Annotated in this window: 13 protein-coding genes; 4 read left to right on the top strand and 9 right to left on the bottom strand. The window is 59.5% G+C overall.

The features are described from left to right. The first annotated feature begins 13 nt into the window (after positions 1-13). From GFR01_RS01210 to GFR01_RS15650, 4 genes are all read left to right on the top strand, one after another. The gene (locus tag GFR01_RS01210; protein ID WP_063904380.1) at positions 14-1,096 is read left to right on the top strand and encodes a nucleoside hydrolase; all 1,083 of its coding nucleotides are present in this window, start codon (positions 14-16) and stop codon (positions 1,094-1,096) included. A gap of 22 nt (positions 1,097-1,118) precedes the next feature. Next, positions 1,119-1,538, top strand: coding sequence for a DUF1489 family protein (locus tag GFR01_RS01205; protein WP_063904381.1), 420 nt, complete (start codon positions 1,119-1,121; stop codon positions 1,536-1,538). A 108-nt stretch (positions 1,539-1,646) separates the two neighbouring features. Next, the gene (locus tag GFR01_RS01200) at positions 1,647-2,582 is read left to right on the top strand and encodes a VOC family protein (RefSeq protein ID WP_244902100.1); all 936 of its coding nucleotides are present in this window, start codon (positions 1,647-1,649) and stop codon (positions 2,580-2,582) included. Beyond that, positions 2,579-2,977, top strand: a complete 399-nt coding sequence (locus tag GFR01_RS15650; RefSeq protein WP_167384183.1) for a hypothetical protein — start codon at positions 2,579-2,581, stop codon at positions 2,975-2,977. The genes GFR01_RS01200 and GFR01_RS15650 overlap by 4 nt, the downstream gene beginning before the upstream one ends. A gap of 47 nt (positions 2,978-3,024) precedes the next feature. On the opposite strand, the gene GFR01_RS01190 is transcribed toward GFR01_RS15650, so the two are convergent. The 9 genes from GFR01_RS01190 to nusA form a co-directional block, all read right to left on the bottom strand. After that, entirely contained in the window at positions 3,025-5,001 is a 1,977-nt protein-coding gene (locus GFR01_RS01190) for an FUSC family protein (RefSeq protein ID WP_099180961.1), read from the bottom strand. 1 nt (position 5,002) lies between these two features. After that, positions 5,003-6,421: an NAD(P)H-dependent flavin oxidoreductase gene (locus GFR01_RS01185; RefSeq protein WP_099180960.1), complete on the bottom strand. Its 1,419-nt coding sequence runs from the start codon at positions 6,419-6,421 to the stop codon at positions 5,003-5,005. A gap of 64 nt (positions 6,422-6,485) precedes the next feature. Further along, on the bottom strand, positions 6,486-8,636 hold the full coding sequence (pnp, locus tag GFR01_RS01180; RefSeq protein ID WP_099180959.1) for a polyribonucleotide nucleotidyltransferase: 2,151 nt from the start codon (positions 8,634-8,636) through the stop codon (positions 6,486-6,488). A gap of 195 nt (positions 8,637-8,831) precedes the next feature. Further along, the gene (rpsO, locus tag GFR01_RS01175; RefSeq protein WP_007283842.1) at positions 8,832-9,101 is read right to left on the bottom strand and encodes a 30S ribosomal protein S15; all 270 of its coding nucleotides are present in this window, start codon (positions 9,099-9,101) and stop codon (positions 8,832-8,834) included. Then, positions 9,061-10,062, bottom strand: a complete 1,002-nt coding sequence (gene truB / locus GFR01_RS01170; protein WP_099180958.1) for a tRNA pseudouridine(55) synthase TruB — start codon at positions 10,060-10,062, stop codon at positions 9,061-9,063. The genes rpsO and truB overlap by 41 nt, the downstream gene beginning before the upstream one ends. A gap of 100 nt (positions 10,063-10,162) precedes the next feature. Next, entirely contained in the window at positions 10,163-10,582 is a 420-nt protein-coding gene (rbfA, locus tag GFR01_RS01165) for a 30S ribosome-binding factor RbfA (RefSeq protein WP_016737639.1), read from the bottom strand. Further along, positions 10,579-13,365: a translation initiation factor IF-2 gene (infB, locus tag GFR01_RS01160; RefSeq protein ID WP_099180957.1), complete on the bottom strand. Its 2,787-nt coding sequence runs from the start codon at positions 13,363-13,365 to the stop codon at positions 10,579-10,581. The genes rbfA and infB overlap by 4 nt, the downstream gene beginning before the upstream one ends. After that, complete coding sequence (locus tag GFR01_RS01155) at positions 13,362-14,066, bottom strand: RNA-binding protein (protein ID WP_408870361.1); 705 nt, start codon at positions 14,064-14,066, stop codon at positions 13,362-13,364. Before GFR01_RS01155 ends, infB begins: the two co-directional genes overlap by 4 nt. Then, positions 14,014-15,561 (bottom strand): transcription termination factor NusA, encoded by a 1,548-nt coding sequence (nusA, locus tag GFR01_RS01150; RefSeq protein ID WP_010500891.1) that lies wholly within the window; start codon positions 15,559-15,561, stop codon positions 14,014-14,016. The genes GFR01_RS01155 and nusA overlap by 53 nt, the downstream gene beginning before the upstream one ends. Positions 15,562-15,594: the final 33 nt, after the last annotated feature.

The raw sequence follows: 15,594 nt of genomic DNA, 5'->3' as shown, positions 1-15,594 counted from the left end.
ACAGGACGAGACCATGCGCCGATCCATTCTCTCTGCCCTCTTTGCTGCCTGCGCCCTGACCGGCATTGCTTCCGCTGCCCCTGCGGCTCCGGGATACTACATTCAGGATAACGACTATCTCGGCCCAGGCGGATCAGACATCCAGTCCGTCATTCCGCTGCTGAACCGCGACAACGTCAATCTTCTGGCCCTGACCGTTACGGTCGGCGATGACTGGGAAAACGCTGAATCGGCCCATCTGCGTCGTTTCCTCGAAATCGCCAAGCAGACCCAGATCCCCGTTGCTGATGGCGCAACGCTGCCGCTCGTCAACACGGTGGCCGCAACGCGACTGCGTGAAAAGCAGTACGGCACCATTCCCTGGAAGGGTGCCTGGGGCGGCCTCGGCTCTATCGACAAGACGCCCGCGACCCAGCCTGCTCTCGGCAAAATGCCGGATGGGACGGCGCACATGGCCGTCGATCCGCTTCCCGCCGCCATGGTTCTGATCAAGGCCGTTCACGACCATCCCCATCAGGTCACGATCATTGCTGCAGGTCCGCTGACAAACCTCGCACTTGCCATCCGCCTGGACCCGACCTTCGCAGCGACAGCCAAGCAGCTTGTGTTCATGGGAGGTCTGCTGGATTCCAGCATGATGTCCGTCACGGGCAATGCTGACTTCGCGTCCGACTTCAACATGATTGCCGATCCGGAAGCTGCGCACATCGCACTGACAGCTCCCTGGGCGTCCATCACCTGTGTCGGCAATGTCTCGAACGACATCATGATGACGCATGAACTGATGAACCGCATCGCAGAGAAGAAGACGCCCGTTACGGAATATCTTCAGAAGTTCTACGCTCCCCTGCCGCTGTGGGATGAGCTGACGTCCGCCATCGCAGTCGAGCCAGATCTGGTTACGAAGTCGGTCGATGCCTATATGGACATCAACACTGCCCCGGGCATGGATTATGGCCACGCCCATGTCTGGCCTGAAGCAACAGCACCTAAGGGTATGGGCCTGCAGAAGGTGAAGCTCGTTCAGTCTGTGGACACGAAGCGCTTCATCAATGAGTTCGTCGCTCAGGCACAGAACGCCATGGGTACCCACTAAGACCTGAAGAAAGGCAACCGACATGCTGAACATCATCAAGCTGGCCGTCGGTTGCCCGACCATTGAGGTTCTCCGGGAACGGATGAAGCACCCGCGCGTGAATGGTCATGGTGCCGTCCCGACCCGGACCATGCCCAAACGGGCCGCCGAGGTTCTGGACGGCGGCTCCCTGTATCGCGTCATGGACGGCATGATCCTCTGCCGTCAGCCTATCATTGGGTTGGAGGCCTGCCGCCGACCGGATGGCACCGAAGGTACGCTTATTGTTGTTTCGGATGACATCATTCCCGTACAGCCGCGTACGATGCGCCCCTTCCAAGGCTGGCGCTATCTGGACCCGAAGGATGCTCCTCCGGATCTCGGACAATCTGCTGACGGCGACGGCATCGCTGATCTCCCACCACACCTGCGCCGGGAACTGGCAGAACTCGCCCTGATCTGATCCAGCCGTTCAAAAGGGCCGATCTGGAACAACCCAACGGGACGTGCGTTAGATGTTCACGTCATGCCTGCTTCGCAGGCACCCTCCTGTCGTGCAAGGAGACATCCGTTGTCGCTGTTTCGTACTCATGCCCGCAAAAGCCGGCGATCCCTGGCCCTCCTTCTGGGGACGGCCCTCTCTTTTGTCGTCGCCCCCCAACTTCATGCGGCCGACGTATCAACACCGGCAACCAATGCTCCTGCAAAAGAGCAAATCCTGCCCGGCAAGATCGTCTATGCACAGCTGACCACCCCGGACCTCGACAAGGCCAAAACATTCTACGGCTCCCTGTTGGGCTGGACGTTCAAAGACGTCACAGTCTCGAAAGGCCAATACACACAGGCTATCGTCAATGGACGTCCCGTTGCAGGCTTGGTCGAACGCCCGAATATGGTCGCTCATGGTGACCCACTCTGGCTGCCATTCATTTCCGTGCAGGACGTGAAAGCCGCAGCCAGTGCAGCGAAAGTCTGGGGTGGCCATATCCTGTTCAAACCGCAGAACGTGATAGGCCGGGGAGATGAGAGCGTTATTTCAGACCCACAGGGCGGTCTGTTTGCAGCTCTGCGCTCCGCCACAGGCGATATACCCGATGACACGACACCACCGCAGCAGGGAGAATGGGTCTGGAATGCACTGCTGACCAGCAAACCCTACGAAGCTGCTGGTTTTTACCAAAAACTGTTCGGCTATCAGGTTGAAGCAGCACCGGACGCAAAGCGGGGAAGCGCCTACCTTCTGGAATCCCAGTCCATTACCCGCGCCACCATTAACCCTCTCCCGCCGCGCCTGCCGGATGGGGCACATGCGCGCTGGATGAACTTCGTTCAGGTCGACAATGTTGGAGCTACAGCCCAGAAAGCTGTTGAACTCGGCGGGAAGGTGCTGGTTCAGCCTCATCCTGATCGGCAGGACACCATCATTGCTGTTCTTGCAGACCCTACCGGAGCTGCTTTCGGCGTGATGGAATGGCATGATTCCACCGGCACAGGAGATGCGAAATGATCATTCGTCTTTCACGCACTCTGGCGCTGATCGGTGCATTTTCCTTCGTCCCCTTCCTTTCAGGCTGCGTCGGATATGACGGCTACGGCGGATATGGAGGCGGCTACGGCGGCAGCTACTATAATACCGGCTGGGGTGGTGGTGGCTGGGGCGGCTGGGGCCCCGGCTACGCCGTCGGTCCTTATCCGGGCCGAGGAGGGCGCTGGCAGGGCGGTCGCATAGATCGTGGCGGCCCTGGCGGTGGCGGCCATATGGGTGGCCGCCCTGGAGGGGGGCCTGGTGGCGGGTTCCCAGGTGGCGGTCGGCCGAGCGGCGGACCTGGTCGCGGCGGAGGCGGCGGCGGACATGGAGCTGGCGGCGGAGGCGGCCATGGCGGTCCCGGCGGGCGGCACTAAGCCACTCGTCCGGAACCAAGCCTCTATGGCTTCAGGTGGGTTTCGGATTAAGCGGGCAATGTTCGATCCACTCGCTCAAGAGCCGCAATCTCCGATCTGATCTTTCCGCTTTCGAGGTCCTCCGCAATCTCTGCGAGTGGCTCTCCGGCGGAAAGAGCGTCAGCCTTGGCCTGCCAGAAGATCGCAGCCTCAGGGTCGGGAAGACAAAGACCAGCTGCCATATCAAAGCGCAGAAGCGTCACCTCGCCGCTCAGGCGCCGCAACGACCGCAATAACTTGTGAGTATGTTCACTTTCCTGCCCGACGCTCGATAATCCACCCAGAATTGGTAGAGAACCTCGCGCAAATTCCGCCCGGGTCGTGTCCACCCCCGCCTGACGCTGGGTCCTGTCTGTAGCAAGCGTATCATCACCGTTCAGCACAGCCGCAAGATATCGCAGATTACCAACAATAGCGGCCCGGAGCAGCCCATTCATGTCCTGCGTCAGCCCTTGTGGACAGACCGCAAAGGCACAGCCAAGGCCAATAAGGCTTCCCAGCGTATTATCGAGAATACGCAGCCACGCAATGCCGTGAGAGGGCATCGTCATTTCTGTGACAATGATGAAATGCGCGCTCAGGAACATAACCAGCAGCGTATAGTTCACGGCCCGCATCGCAATGGCACCGATCACGAATACGGCCAAGGCCACTGCCATTTCCGACAGCCCCGGCAGAAACGGTGAGACAATCAGAACCAGAACGCCACCGCCAATCGTTCCGAGCACACGCTCCAGAGCCCGTACAAGCGTTGTCTGGCCGGAAGGCTGGATAACAAGAAGAAACGCGACGAGCGCCCAGAATCCATAGCTGAGACCAAGCCATTCAGTCGCCAGATATGTTCCCAAAAGGCCGACAACCATCCGCAGTGTATGACGCCAGATCACGGGGGTCAGACGGGCCACATGTCGGGGAGCTTCTGCATCGAAGGGCAATCGGGCTTTTTCTGCCAGTCCTTCCGCAAGATTTCCCAAAGTGCGCGCACTGGTCGCGACAAGTTCGCTGATCGTGCCGGAACGGACGCGGATATTACCTGCGAGCGTCAGAGCCTCCTGAGACAGCGCTTCAAGATTGGGAACAGGCGCAAGAGCGGCCTCACTCGCATGCTGGCAGAGCGCTGAAAACGCCGCCAGCGTTCCCCGTGCCTCGAAATCCAGCCCGCGCGTTTCTACAAGATGCTCGACAGCCAGCATCGCGGTAAACAGACGCTCCGCTCCGGCCAATGACGCAATAAGCCGTCCACGCATGCTGTAACTCGCATGACCCGCGTCAATCTGAAGGGCAACGCCCCTCGCGCGCTCAATGGCCGTTCGGATCGTCTGCCGGTGAACGGTTTCCTGCAGGCGCCCCGCAGCCAGCTCCCCAGCCATGACGGACAGCAGACGATAACATCCCCCCACCGCACGGCGTGCAGGGGCATAAGGATGCTGGGGCCAAATAATGAGGCAAAGAAGAATGGCCCACAGACCACCACCGCCAAACGCGTAGCTGATCGTCAACGCGTCCTGAAGCGTGGACGCCGGGAAACCAATCCCCGCAAGCATCACACATCCCAGCAAGGCACAGAGCAAAGCCATACTGGGGACCAGCGCGCGCGCCAGCCCCACGAACAGGCCTGTCACGATCAGCCAGGGTAGGACACCCCAGAAAGGCGACATGGCAATCAGGGACGCCACCCCACCCAGCACCGCACCCGCAGCTGTGAAAATACCCAGAATACGGAACTGCTCTCGGGCTGTGCCTCCCGGCTCGATCAGGCAGCACCAGAACGCTGCAAAGGCAGCCCAGGCGAAAACCGCCTGATGGAAATAAAGAGCAGGAAGAAGGGCAACAACGGTTGCCAAGGCCGCACGGACACCCTCAGCCGGAGCGAGCTGCTCGGGGCTGAGGGGCACCGAATGACGGGCCAAAAACTGGGACAGGAAAGTCAGGTGACGGGTGCGGTTCAGTGAAGCCTGTCGCGGCAGTGGATCACGCACCGTCATCTTATCGTCCTGTTAGAATACGCTCCACGAGCTGGCCCACTGTAGGAACAAATCCATTCGCGTAAAAGGGATCGGTTCCGAAACGCCAGGCGTTCGTGCCACCAAACATCAGGTTGTGGTCAACCACATCGTCCGCATGTTCATCATTCGGGGCATGGGCAATGGTCTGAAGCGTTTTCTGAATGCAGAAAGAGCGCGGGTCAGCCTTCTGTCCGTTGGTATAAGGCTCGCGCTGCATCCAGTTGGAGAACTTACAGGCAGACAGACAGCCCATGCAGTTCGTCTGATCCGCAAGGATCTCACGGGCACTGTCCGGCGTGACGAAAACCAGCGTATCATCCGGTGTGCGAAGCGCTTCCGTGAAGCCCTGCGCTTCCCAGCCAGCGATATGCTGACGGTCTGTCGAAGAGACAAACACTTCGCGCTTGCGCGCGCCCACGCCGTAAGACGCATCCAGCTCTGCTGTCGCTTCCGGGCTATAAGCGACCTGTCGCTCAGAGCGCCCCCGAAGATCCTGCATGAAGCTGTTGTTCACGGCGGAAGAATAGAAACCCGTCGGAGAGAAGCGGTTAAGATACACATCGCCCTTCTTCAGCGTCAGAAGACGGCGCTTCCACGCATCCGGGATCGGGCTTTCCTTGGTGAGCAGTGGCCGAGTACCGAACTGAAACGCGATCGGCCCAAGATCCGGGTTCCCGATCCAGTCCTGCCACTCTTCCAGCGCCCAGACACCGCCCGCCATGATGATCGGCGTCTCGTCCAGACCATACTGACGCAGGACCCGACGCAGTTCGAGTACACGCGGAAACGGATCTTCCGGGTTCAGAGGATTTTCCGTGTTGGAGAGACCGTTATGGCCACCGGCCCTCCACGGATCTTCATAAACCACGCCACCAAGCAGTTCCGGAGCCTTGCTGTAAGCACGACGCCAGAGCGCGTTGAACGCACGCCCGGAGGAGACGATAGGATAATACGGAATGCCGTGTTTGACCGCGATCTCAGACAGACGATACGGCATGCCTGCACCACAGGTCAGACCATTGATCAGGCCCGGTACCGCCTCAAGGATACCCTCGATGATCTCTTCTGCCCCGCCCATTTCCCAAAGGATATTGGCGTGGAGACGACCTTTGCCGCCCGCAATTTCGTGCGCGATCTTGGCCTGCGCGACACCACCATCAATCGCATAGCGGATCAGCTCGCGCTGACGCTCGCGGCGGGTGCGACCATGATAGATCTGGGGAACAGGACGCCCCTGTTCGTCATAGCTGTCAGCGTTGACGGCGGAAATGGTTCCAATTCCGCCGGCAGCAGCCCAATGACCTGCCGAAATACCGGTGGAGACAGAAACACCTTTGCCTCCCTCAACCAGAGGCAGAACATCCTGACCACCAAAACGAAGGGTGTCGATCAACTTCATGGGGACTCGATGTCTCCGATACTCACACAAAAAAGGCGGGGCCTTGGGAGCCCCGCCCGAGGACTCACTCGGCGTCGCGGCGGGGCGGACGGCCAGGCTTGGCCCCCACACTCTCCGTAATATCGGCACCGGTTTCCTGATCGACAACCCGCATGGACAGCTTGACCTTGCCGCGATCATCGAAACCAATGACCTTGACCTTTACAGCATCGCCCTGCTGGACGACGTCGGACGTCTTGGCAACGCGGCCCTGTGTCAGCTCGGAGATGTGCACCAGACCATCACGCGGGCCAAGGAAGTTCACGAACGCACCAAAGTCCGCCGTCTTGACGACTTTACCGTCGTAGATGCGTCCGATTTCCGGCTCCGCGACGATACCTTCGATGCGGGCGATGGCCTTCTGGGCCTGCTCGTCATTGGAGGCAGCGATCGTGATTGTGCCGTCATCCCCGATGTCCACCTTGGCACCGGAATACTCGACGATCTCGCGGATCACCTTGCCGCCGGACCCGATCACATCACGGATCTTTTCCTTCGGCACAGAAATCGTCGTGATCTTCGGCGCATTGCCGGACACATCTTCACGACCTTCCGTCAGAGCCTTGGACATTTCGCCGAGGATGTGGATACGGCCACCGCGAGCCTGCTCCAGAGCGATCTGCATGATTTCCGGCGTGATGGACGTGATCTTGATGTCCATCTGAAGGGCTGTAATGCCCTGCTCCGTACCCGCAACCTTGAAGTCCATGTCGCCCAGATGATCTTCATCACCCAGAATATCGGACAGGACTGCAAATCCACGGTCTTCCTTGATCAGACCCATGGCGATGCCTGCAACCGGGCGCGGCAGCGGAACACCAGCGTCCATCAGCGCCAGGGACGAACCGCAGACGGTTGCCATGGAGGAGGAACCATTGCTCTCCGTGATCTCGGAGACCACGCGCATCGTGTACGGGAACTGCTCCTTGGACGGCAGCAGCGGATGCAGCGCACGCCATGCCAGCTTGCCGTGACCGATTTCACGACGGCCGGGGGAACCCATACGACCACACTCACCGACCGAATACGGAGGGAAGTTGTAGTGCAGCAGGAAGTTGGAACGGTATTCGCCTTCGAGCGCATCAATGATCTGCTCGTCCTGGCCCGTGCCAAGCGTTGCCACGACCAGAGCCTGCGTTTCACCACGGGTGAAGAGCGACGAGCCATGCGCACGCGGCAGAATGCCAACTTCCGCAAGGATCGGACGAACCGTCTTCAGATCGCGGCCATCGATACGGATGCCAGTCTTGAGGATGGAACCGCGAACGACCTGGGCTTCCAGTTCCTTGAGCATCGGCTTGGCCAGCTCGACGTCAAAACCTTCTTCCGCCAGGATCTCGTTAATACGGTCCTTGGCTTCGCCGACCTTCTTGTAGCGGGCCTGCTTGACGCGCTCCTTGTAGGCTTCGGCCATCAGCTTGTTGCCGATCTTCTCGACGCGCTTGCGAAGGGCAATTTCTTCCTTCGTGAGCGACGGAAGATCCCACGGAGCTTTCGCTGCGTGTTCGGCCAAAGCGATGATGGCTTCGATCACAGGCTGAAAAGAGGTGTGACCCAAGGTCACGGCTTCCAGCATGGTTTCTTCCGAAAGCTCGCTGGCTTCGGATTCAACCATCAGCACGCCTTCAGACGTACCGGCAACGACGAGATCCAGCGTGCTGTCCTTAACTTCGGACAGCGTCGGGTTCACGACGAACTTGCCATCAATGCGGCCGATACGGGCAGCACCGACCGGACCGAAGAACGGGATACCGGAAAGCGTCAGGGCAGCAGAGCAACCGATAAGGGAGACGATCGCCGGATCGTTTTCCATATCATGGCTCAGAACCGTTGCCGTAACCTGAACTTCGTTACGGAAGTTCTCCGGGAACAGCGGACGGAGCGGACGGTCAATCAGACGTGCATTCAGCACTTCTGCTTCAGACGGACGGCCTTCGCGCTTGAAGAACCCACCCGGGATCTTACCAGCCGCATAAGCCTTTTCCTGATAATTGACCGTCATCGGGAAGAAGTCCTGTCCCGGCTTGACGCTCTTGGCACCAACAGCCGTACACAGAACAACCGTGTCACCATAAGTGACCATGACAGCACCGTCAGCCTGACGGGCAATCTTGCCGGTTTCGAGAATTAGCGGGCGTCCGGCCCACTCGATTTCCTTACGGAAATAATCGAACATATCGTTCTCCTAAATTAGGAACGAGCCATCATCTGGACATCCGGCAGGTGACGGAGCAGCGTTTCGGACGGCATGGCGGTGGTAACGAGAGAATACCCGCAACGACACCATGTGGCCTGAAACGCCGGTCGCGCACCCCACCTGCGGACAGGTCCGATGGCAGGGATGTCCGGGGGCAAGCCCCCGGACGACGTATCAGCGACGCAGGCCGAGACGCTCGATCACGCTCTGGTAACGAGCCTGATCCTTGCGCTTCAGATAGTCCAGCATGCTGCGACGCTGACCGACCATCATCAGAAGACCACGACGGGAGTGGAAGTCCTTCTTGTGGGTCTTCAGGTGCTCGGTCAGATTGACAATGCGCTCGGTCAGGATCGCAACCTGAACTTCCGGCGAGCCCGTGTCGGTCTCGTTCTGGCGGTACTCAGCGATCAGAGCCGTGCGGCGTTCTGCAGTAATCGACATCGTGTTCTCCAAAAAACTCGTGGTTTTCCAGCATCCGTACTGCCCTGAGCCGTCCATCGCGGATCTGACACAGGCCAATCACGTGCTCTCCGATCATCGCACGCCACAGTTGGTCTCCCTCCCGTGACACGGCCGGCAGAGGATACGTGAGATCAGCAGGGTCAAGAGACTGCCCCCAGATCAGTATCCTTCCCTCCGCTTCGGTAACGGCCAGCGCCGGGATGTCGACCAGCGCGGTCGCTACATCCAGCAGAGGAGCCGGAAGAGCATCGGCCTTGTCCACAGTTTGAGCTGATTTGTCCAGTGCTATCTGATCTATCGTGATGGCATGGGACAGATCGAAAGGTCCGCATTTCGTCCTGCGGAGGACGGAAATATGCCCGACCGTTCCACAGGCCAGAGCGATGTCGCGGGCCAAAGAGCGCATATAAACACCCTTGCCAGACTGCACTTCAAAGATGGCCGTGTCCGCATTCGGACGCGAAACCAGAGTTATCGAATCGATGCGTGCAGGACGTGGAGGAAGCTCAGGCGGACGGCCGGAACGCGCCAGATCATAGGCCCGCTGCCCCCCTACCCGCAAAGCCGAAAAGACAGGAGGAACCTGCATGACCTCGCCAGTCAGCGCCGGTAGGGAAGCCCGGAGTTCTTCATCCGTCGGCCGGTACGAGGAGGTTGCCAGAACCTCACCCTCGAGATCATCCGTCGTGCGGCTTTCCCCCATCGTCAGCGTAAACTGGTAATGCTTTGTCGCATCCATGATGTAGGGAATGGTCCGTGTCGCCTTACCGAAAGCGATCGGCAGGATGCCCGAAGCCAGCGGGTCGAGCGTACCAGCGTGTCCAGCTTTTTGTGCGTCAAAGGCCCAACGCAACTTGTTGACCATATCGGTTGAGGTGGGACCAAGTGGCTTGTCGAGAATCAGCCAACCGTCAATCTCGCGTCCACGTTTTCTCGCCACTGTCCCAGCACCCTTTGTCCATGATCGGGCGCTGATAGACCAGTCAGACGGGTAAATGCAAAAAACTCCTCCTGACAAACATCAGAAGGAGCTTTTCAAATCAGTCTTCCAGATCGCGTTTAACTTCCGGAGACCGGAAGAGCTGATCCAGTTCCATCGCATTATCCAGCGCCGTATCTGGCTGGAAATGGATTTCAGGAACAGTCCTGAGCCGAAGCATCTTGGACAGCCCGTTTCGCAGGAAAGGGGCAACCCGCTTCAGAGCGGGAAGAACCTCTTCCACATCACTCCGGCCCAGACGCGTTACAAAAGCCGTTGCATGACGAAAATCCGGAGAAATCCGAACTTCCGTCACAGTCACACGAACGTCCAGCAGTTCAGGGTCACGGAATTCCGTGCGGGCAAAGATTTCCGCCAGGGCACGGCGAACCTCTTCTGCCACCCGAAGCTGACGGGTGCTTGGTCCGTGGGCCGAGACGCCCGCCGGACCCTTCAGGTCATTTCTGGAACGTGAGCTCAAGCCGGGATCACTTCCATCTCGTAGCATTCGACGACATCGCCTTCGCGCAGATCATTGTAACCTGCGAAGGAGAGACCGCACTCATAACCACGAGCCACTTCCTTGACGTCGTCCTTGAAGCGCTTGAGCTGGCTGAGTTCACCCTGATGGATGACCACGTTCTCACGCAGCAGACGCACGCCACAGCCACGCTTGACGAGGCCTTCGGTGACATAGCAACCGGCAACCTTGCCAGTCTTCGTGATGTTGAAGACCTGACGGATTTCCGCATAGCCCAGGAACTTCTCGCGATGTTTGGGCGCAACCTTGCCCTTCACGAGTTGCTCTACGTCATCCGCCACCTGGTAGATGATGGAGTAGTAGCGGATGTCCACACCTTCACGCTGCGCCAATTCACGAGCCTGCGTTGTCGCACGAACGTTGAACGCCACGATGATGGCATCGGAAGCCTTGGCCAGCTGAATGTCGCTTTCCGTGATTTGACCCACAGAGGCGTTCAGAACCCGAATTGCAACTTCTTCGTGGGCAAGCTTCTGGACCGTCGTCGCAATTGCTTCAGCGGAACCCTGCACGTCAGCCTTGATGAGAAGGGCAACTTCCTTCTGATCACCAGCCTGAATACGCGCCAGCATCTGATCAAGCGTTCCGCGAGCGGCAACCTGCGTTGCAGCCTGCTTGTCCTTGATCACGCGCTGACGGAACTCACTGATCTCACGGGCACGGGCGTCGTTTTCAACAACAACGAACGGCTCGCCTGCACCAGGAACACCCGTCACACCGAGGATTTCCACCGGCATAGATGGGCCAGCATCCTTGAGCTGACGTCCACGGTCATCAAGAACCGCACGGACACGTCCCCATTCCGCACCGGCGACAACGATGTCACCCCGGCGAAGGGTGCCCTTCTGAACCAGAACAGAAGCAACAGGGCCACGTCCACGATCCAGACGGCTCTCGATAACCGTACCTTCAGCCACGCGATCCGGGTTGGCCTTCAGGTCAAGCATTTCAGCCTGAAGAAGAATAGCTTCTTCCAGCTTGTCCAGACCGGTCCGCTTGAGAGCAGACACTTCGATGTCCTGCGTATCGCCGCCCATGGCTTCCACGACGATTTCGTGGCTGAGCAGTTCCTGACGGACACGATCCGGATTTGCACCCGGCTTGTCGATCTTGTTGATCGCCACAATGATCGGAGCATTCGCAGCCTTGGCATGCTTGATGGCTTCGATCGTCTGCGGCATGACGCCGTCATCCGCTGCAACTACCAGCACAACCACGTCCGTCACGGATGCACCGCGAGCACGCATGGAGGTAAATGCCTCATGGCCCGGCGTATCAATGAAGGTGATCTTCTTACCAGAAGGGGCCGTGACCTGATACGCACCGATGTGCTGCGTAATGCCACCAGCTTCGCCACCAGCCACATCTGCAGCCCGCAGAGCGTCCAGCAGGGACGTCTTACCATGGTCGACATGGCCCATCACGGTAACGACCGGAGCACGGGGCTTCAGGTCTTCCGGACGATCCTCGACACCCTCGATGCCAATTTCAACGTCGCTCTCGGCGACACGCTTCACGCGGTGGCCGAATTCTTCGACAACCAGTTCCGCCGTATCACCATCAATGCTCTGCGTTGCAGTGGCCATCACACCCATCTTCATGAGGGACTTGATGACTTCACCCTGGCGGGATGCCATACGGTTCGCCAGCTCGGCAACCGTGATGGTCTCCGGAACGATCACGTCACGAACGACGCGAACCTGATCAGAACGCAGACGCTCCAGCTCGGCCTGACGGCGCTCACGGTCACGCTGACGACGGACCGAAGCCAGTGAACGGGTCTTGCCGTCATCACCTTCAATTGCTGCACGAACGTCAATACGTCCGCTACGCCGGTCGCTACCGCCGCCAGCGCCCTTGCGGGGAGAAGGCTGTGCAGAACGACGCTGCGCTGGCCCACTCGGAGCACCGCCACCACCACGCCGTGCTGGTGCACGACGCTCGTCTTCACCGCCTGCGTTTGCAGCGGGGGAACGCAGATGCAGGGTCTCACCACCACGCGGCTGAGCAGGAGCGGCAGCGGGACGAGCCGTCTGGATGGGACGCTCCGGCATGATGGCACGCTCGGCCAACGGACGAAGACGCTGAACCGGAGCAGCCAGCTGAACGCCGCCCGTCGAATGATTACGAGGATCCAGAGGAGCGGCGCGGGCAGCTTCTTCGGCTTCCCGCTCGGCCTGACGTGCAGCCCGCTGAGCTTCTTCCTCAGCGTGGATACGGGCTTCTTCGGCTGTACGGACAGCGTGAAGATCGCGCTCCTTGCGGGCAGCCTCCTCAGCAGCCTCGGCTTCCGCAGCCAGACGCTGTTCTTCCTCGGCACGACGCGCTGCTTCAGCAGCGGACATGATCTGGATCTTTTCCGCTTCGCGACGCTCTGCCTCTTCAGCCGCAGCCTTACGCTGCGCCTCGAGGACGCGCTGACGCGTTGCAAGTTCCGCAGCCGTCAGGGCACGACCACCAGCACCGGCACCGCGACCGCCACGTGCACCGCCTCCTGCCGGGCCACCCGGACCAGAGGCTGCACGCTTTGGCTTGCGAACCTCAACCTGCACGACCTTGGACCGGCCATGGCTGAAGCTCTGCCGCACGGAGCCGGCATCCACTGTACGACCAACATCCTTGCGGCCTGCGGGGCGTAGGGACAGGCGGCCGCTCTTGGTCTGTTCGCCGCCCTGTGATGGGGTCTGTGTTCCGTCCTGGTTGCGCTCGTTGCCGTCGCTCATAGTTCCGCCTGTTCCTTACTGACCCCTGTGGGGTCTGGGAGTGGACGTCCTGCCACTCCCGAAAATCTCTCATGTTCGGCGATCAGGCGCTGTGCCAGCGCACCCGGCGCCATCACCGCATAGACCGCCCGGTCCCGGCCGAACGCCGAAGCCAGGACTCGATCGGGAACTGTCACCACCGGCAGAGAACGCCGGCCCGACACCAGTCTGGAGAACTCGTCCGGACTTGCACTTTCCGAACGGATCACCACCCCTGCCCTACCGGAAGTGAGCCACTCCCGGCATTTCTGAAACCCGCAGACAATCTGTCCCGCTCTTCGGGACAAACTGACAGCGTCCAACATCCTCTGCACCAGCCCGGCTTCAACGAGATCCGCGAGACAGTCCGGTACAGACACCTGGGCTTTCGCAGCACGTGCAAAAGCCTGACGGGTGCGGGGGCTATCTAACACATCCCGGCTAGCACTCAACCACATTCCCCGACCGGGCAGCTTTGCTGCCAGATCCGGCACAACCCGGTTATCCGGGCTGACCACGAAACGGATCATGCTTTCAGGCGGCCCCTGCTCTCGACTTACAAGGCAGCGCCGCTCTGAACTGCGGCGCCCTAGAGCACCGCGAATGGGACCATTATCAGTATCAGAAATATCAGACGTCGGTCGACTCCCCGTCCTGCTTGTCGGCTTCAGCCGATTCGTCACCTTCAAACCAGTGAGCACGGGCCGCCATAATGACTTCATTTGCGGCGTCCTCATCCATGGCATCTGCGCCAAGGATGTCCACAAGTTCGTCACCTGCCAGATCAGCCAGATCATCGAGCGTCTTCACGCCCTTCTCACCCAGCGTCACCAGCATCTGGTTTGTGAAGACTCCGAGGTCAACAACATCGTCCGTCACGCCAAGCGCCTTGCGCTTGTCGTCCAGCTCCTGTTCCTTGCCAGCCAGATACTCGTTTGCACGCAGCATCAGCTCTTCGGCAACGCTCTCGTCGAAACCTTCGATATCATGCAGTTCGCCCGGATCCGTATAGGCCAGCTCTTCGATGGAATGGAAGCCTTCCGTGACGAGCAGGCTGGCAATCACATCATCCACATCGAGGGAATCAACAAAGAGACCCGTGCGCTTACGGAATTCTTCCTGACGGCGCTCCGATTCCTCGGCTTCCGTCAGAATATCAATATCCCAGCGCGTCAGCTGGCTGGCCAGACGGACGTTCTGACCGCGGCGACCAATGGCGAGCGAAAGCTGCTCATCCGGCACCACGACTTCAACACGCCCGGCTTCTTCATCCATCACCACCTTGCTGACTTCAGCAGGAGCAAGAGCATTCACTACGAAAGTAGCAGCCTGCGGGCTCCAGGGGATGATATCGATCTTCTCGCCCTGCAGTTCGGCCACAACAGCCTGAACGCGGGAACCGCGCATACCAACGCAGGCGCCGACTGGATCGATCGCAGCATCACGGGAAATCACGGCCATCTTGGCGCGGGATCCCGGATCACGGGCAACGGCCTTGATCTCAATGATACCGTCGTAAATTTCCGGCACTTCCTGGGCAAACAGCTTTGCAAGGAAAGCCGGATGCGTACGGGACAGGAAGATCTGAGGGCCGCGTGGCTCGTCACGCACATCATAGATGTAGGCGCGAACACGGTCAGAGTTGCGGAAGGACTCGCGGGGGATCAGTTCGTCACGACGCAAAAGGCCCTCGGCATTGCCGATTTCGACCATCATGTTGCCGTACTCGGTCCGCTTAACGGTACCGTTGACGATCTCGCCTACGCGATCCTTGAATTCGTTGTACTGGCGCTTGCGCTCATATTCGCGAACGCGCTGAACGATGACCTGCTTGGCCGTCTGTGCAGCGATACGTCCGAAATCAATCGGTGGAAGCGGATCGACAAGATGCTCGCCAATCTGGATTTCCGGCTGGAACTTGCGGGCAATATGAATGGGGATCTGGGTATCCTCATTCTCTACCTGCTCAACGGCTTCCGTCCAGCGGCTGAGGCGGACTTCGCCCGTCTTGCGGTCGATGGTCGCGCGAATATCCTTCTCGTGACCATACTTTGCGCGGCCGGCCTTCTGAATGGCCTGCTCCATCGCTTCCAGCACTTCCTCGCGGTCGATGTTCTTCTCGCGCGAGACTGCGTCTGCGACCAGCAGCAGTTCAGGGCGGATAACAGATGTGTCCATCAGATCGGACCTCCAGCCAGCATGAGACGGGTC

The organism is Gluconobacter frateurii (assembly GCF_002723955.1).
In the GTDB taxonomy this organism is placed as follows: domain Bacteria; phylum Pseudomonadota; class Alphaproteobacteria; order Acetobacterales; family Acetobacteraceae; genus Gluconobacter; species Gluconobacter frateurii.
Note: the sequence above shows the minus strand (reverse complement) of the source record. Positions and strands in the feature narration are given on the sequence as shown.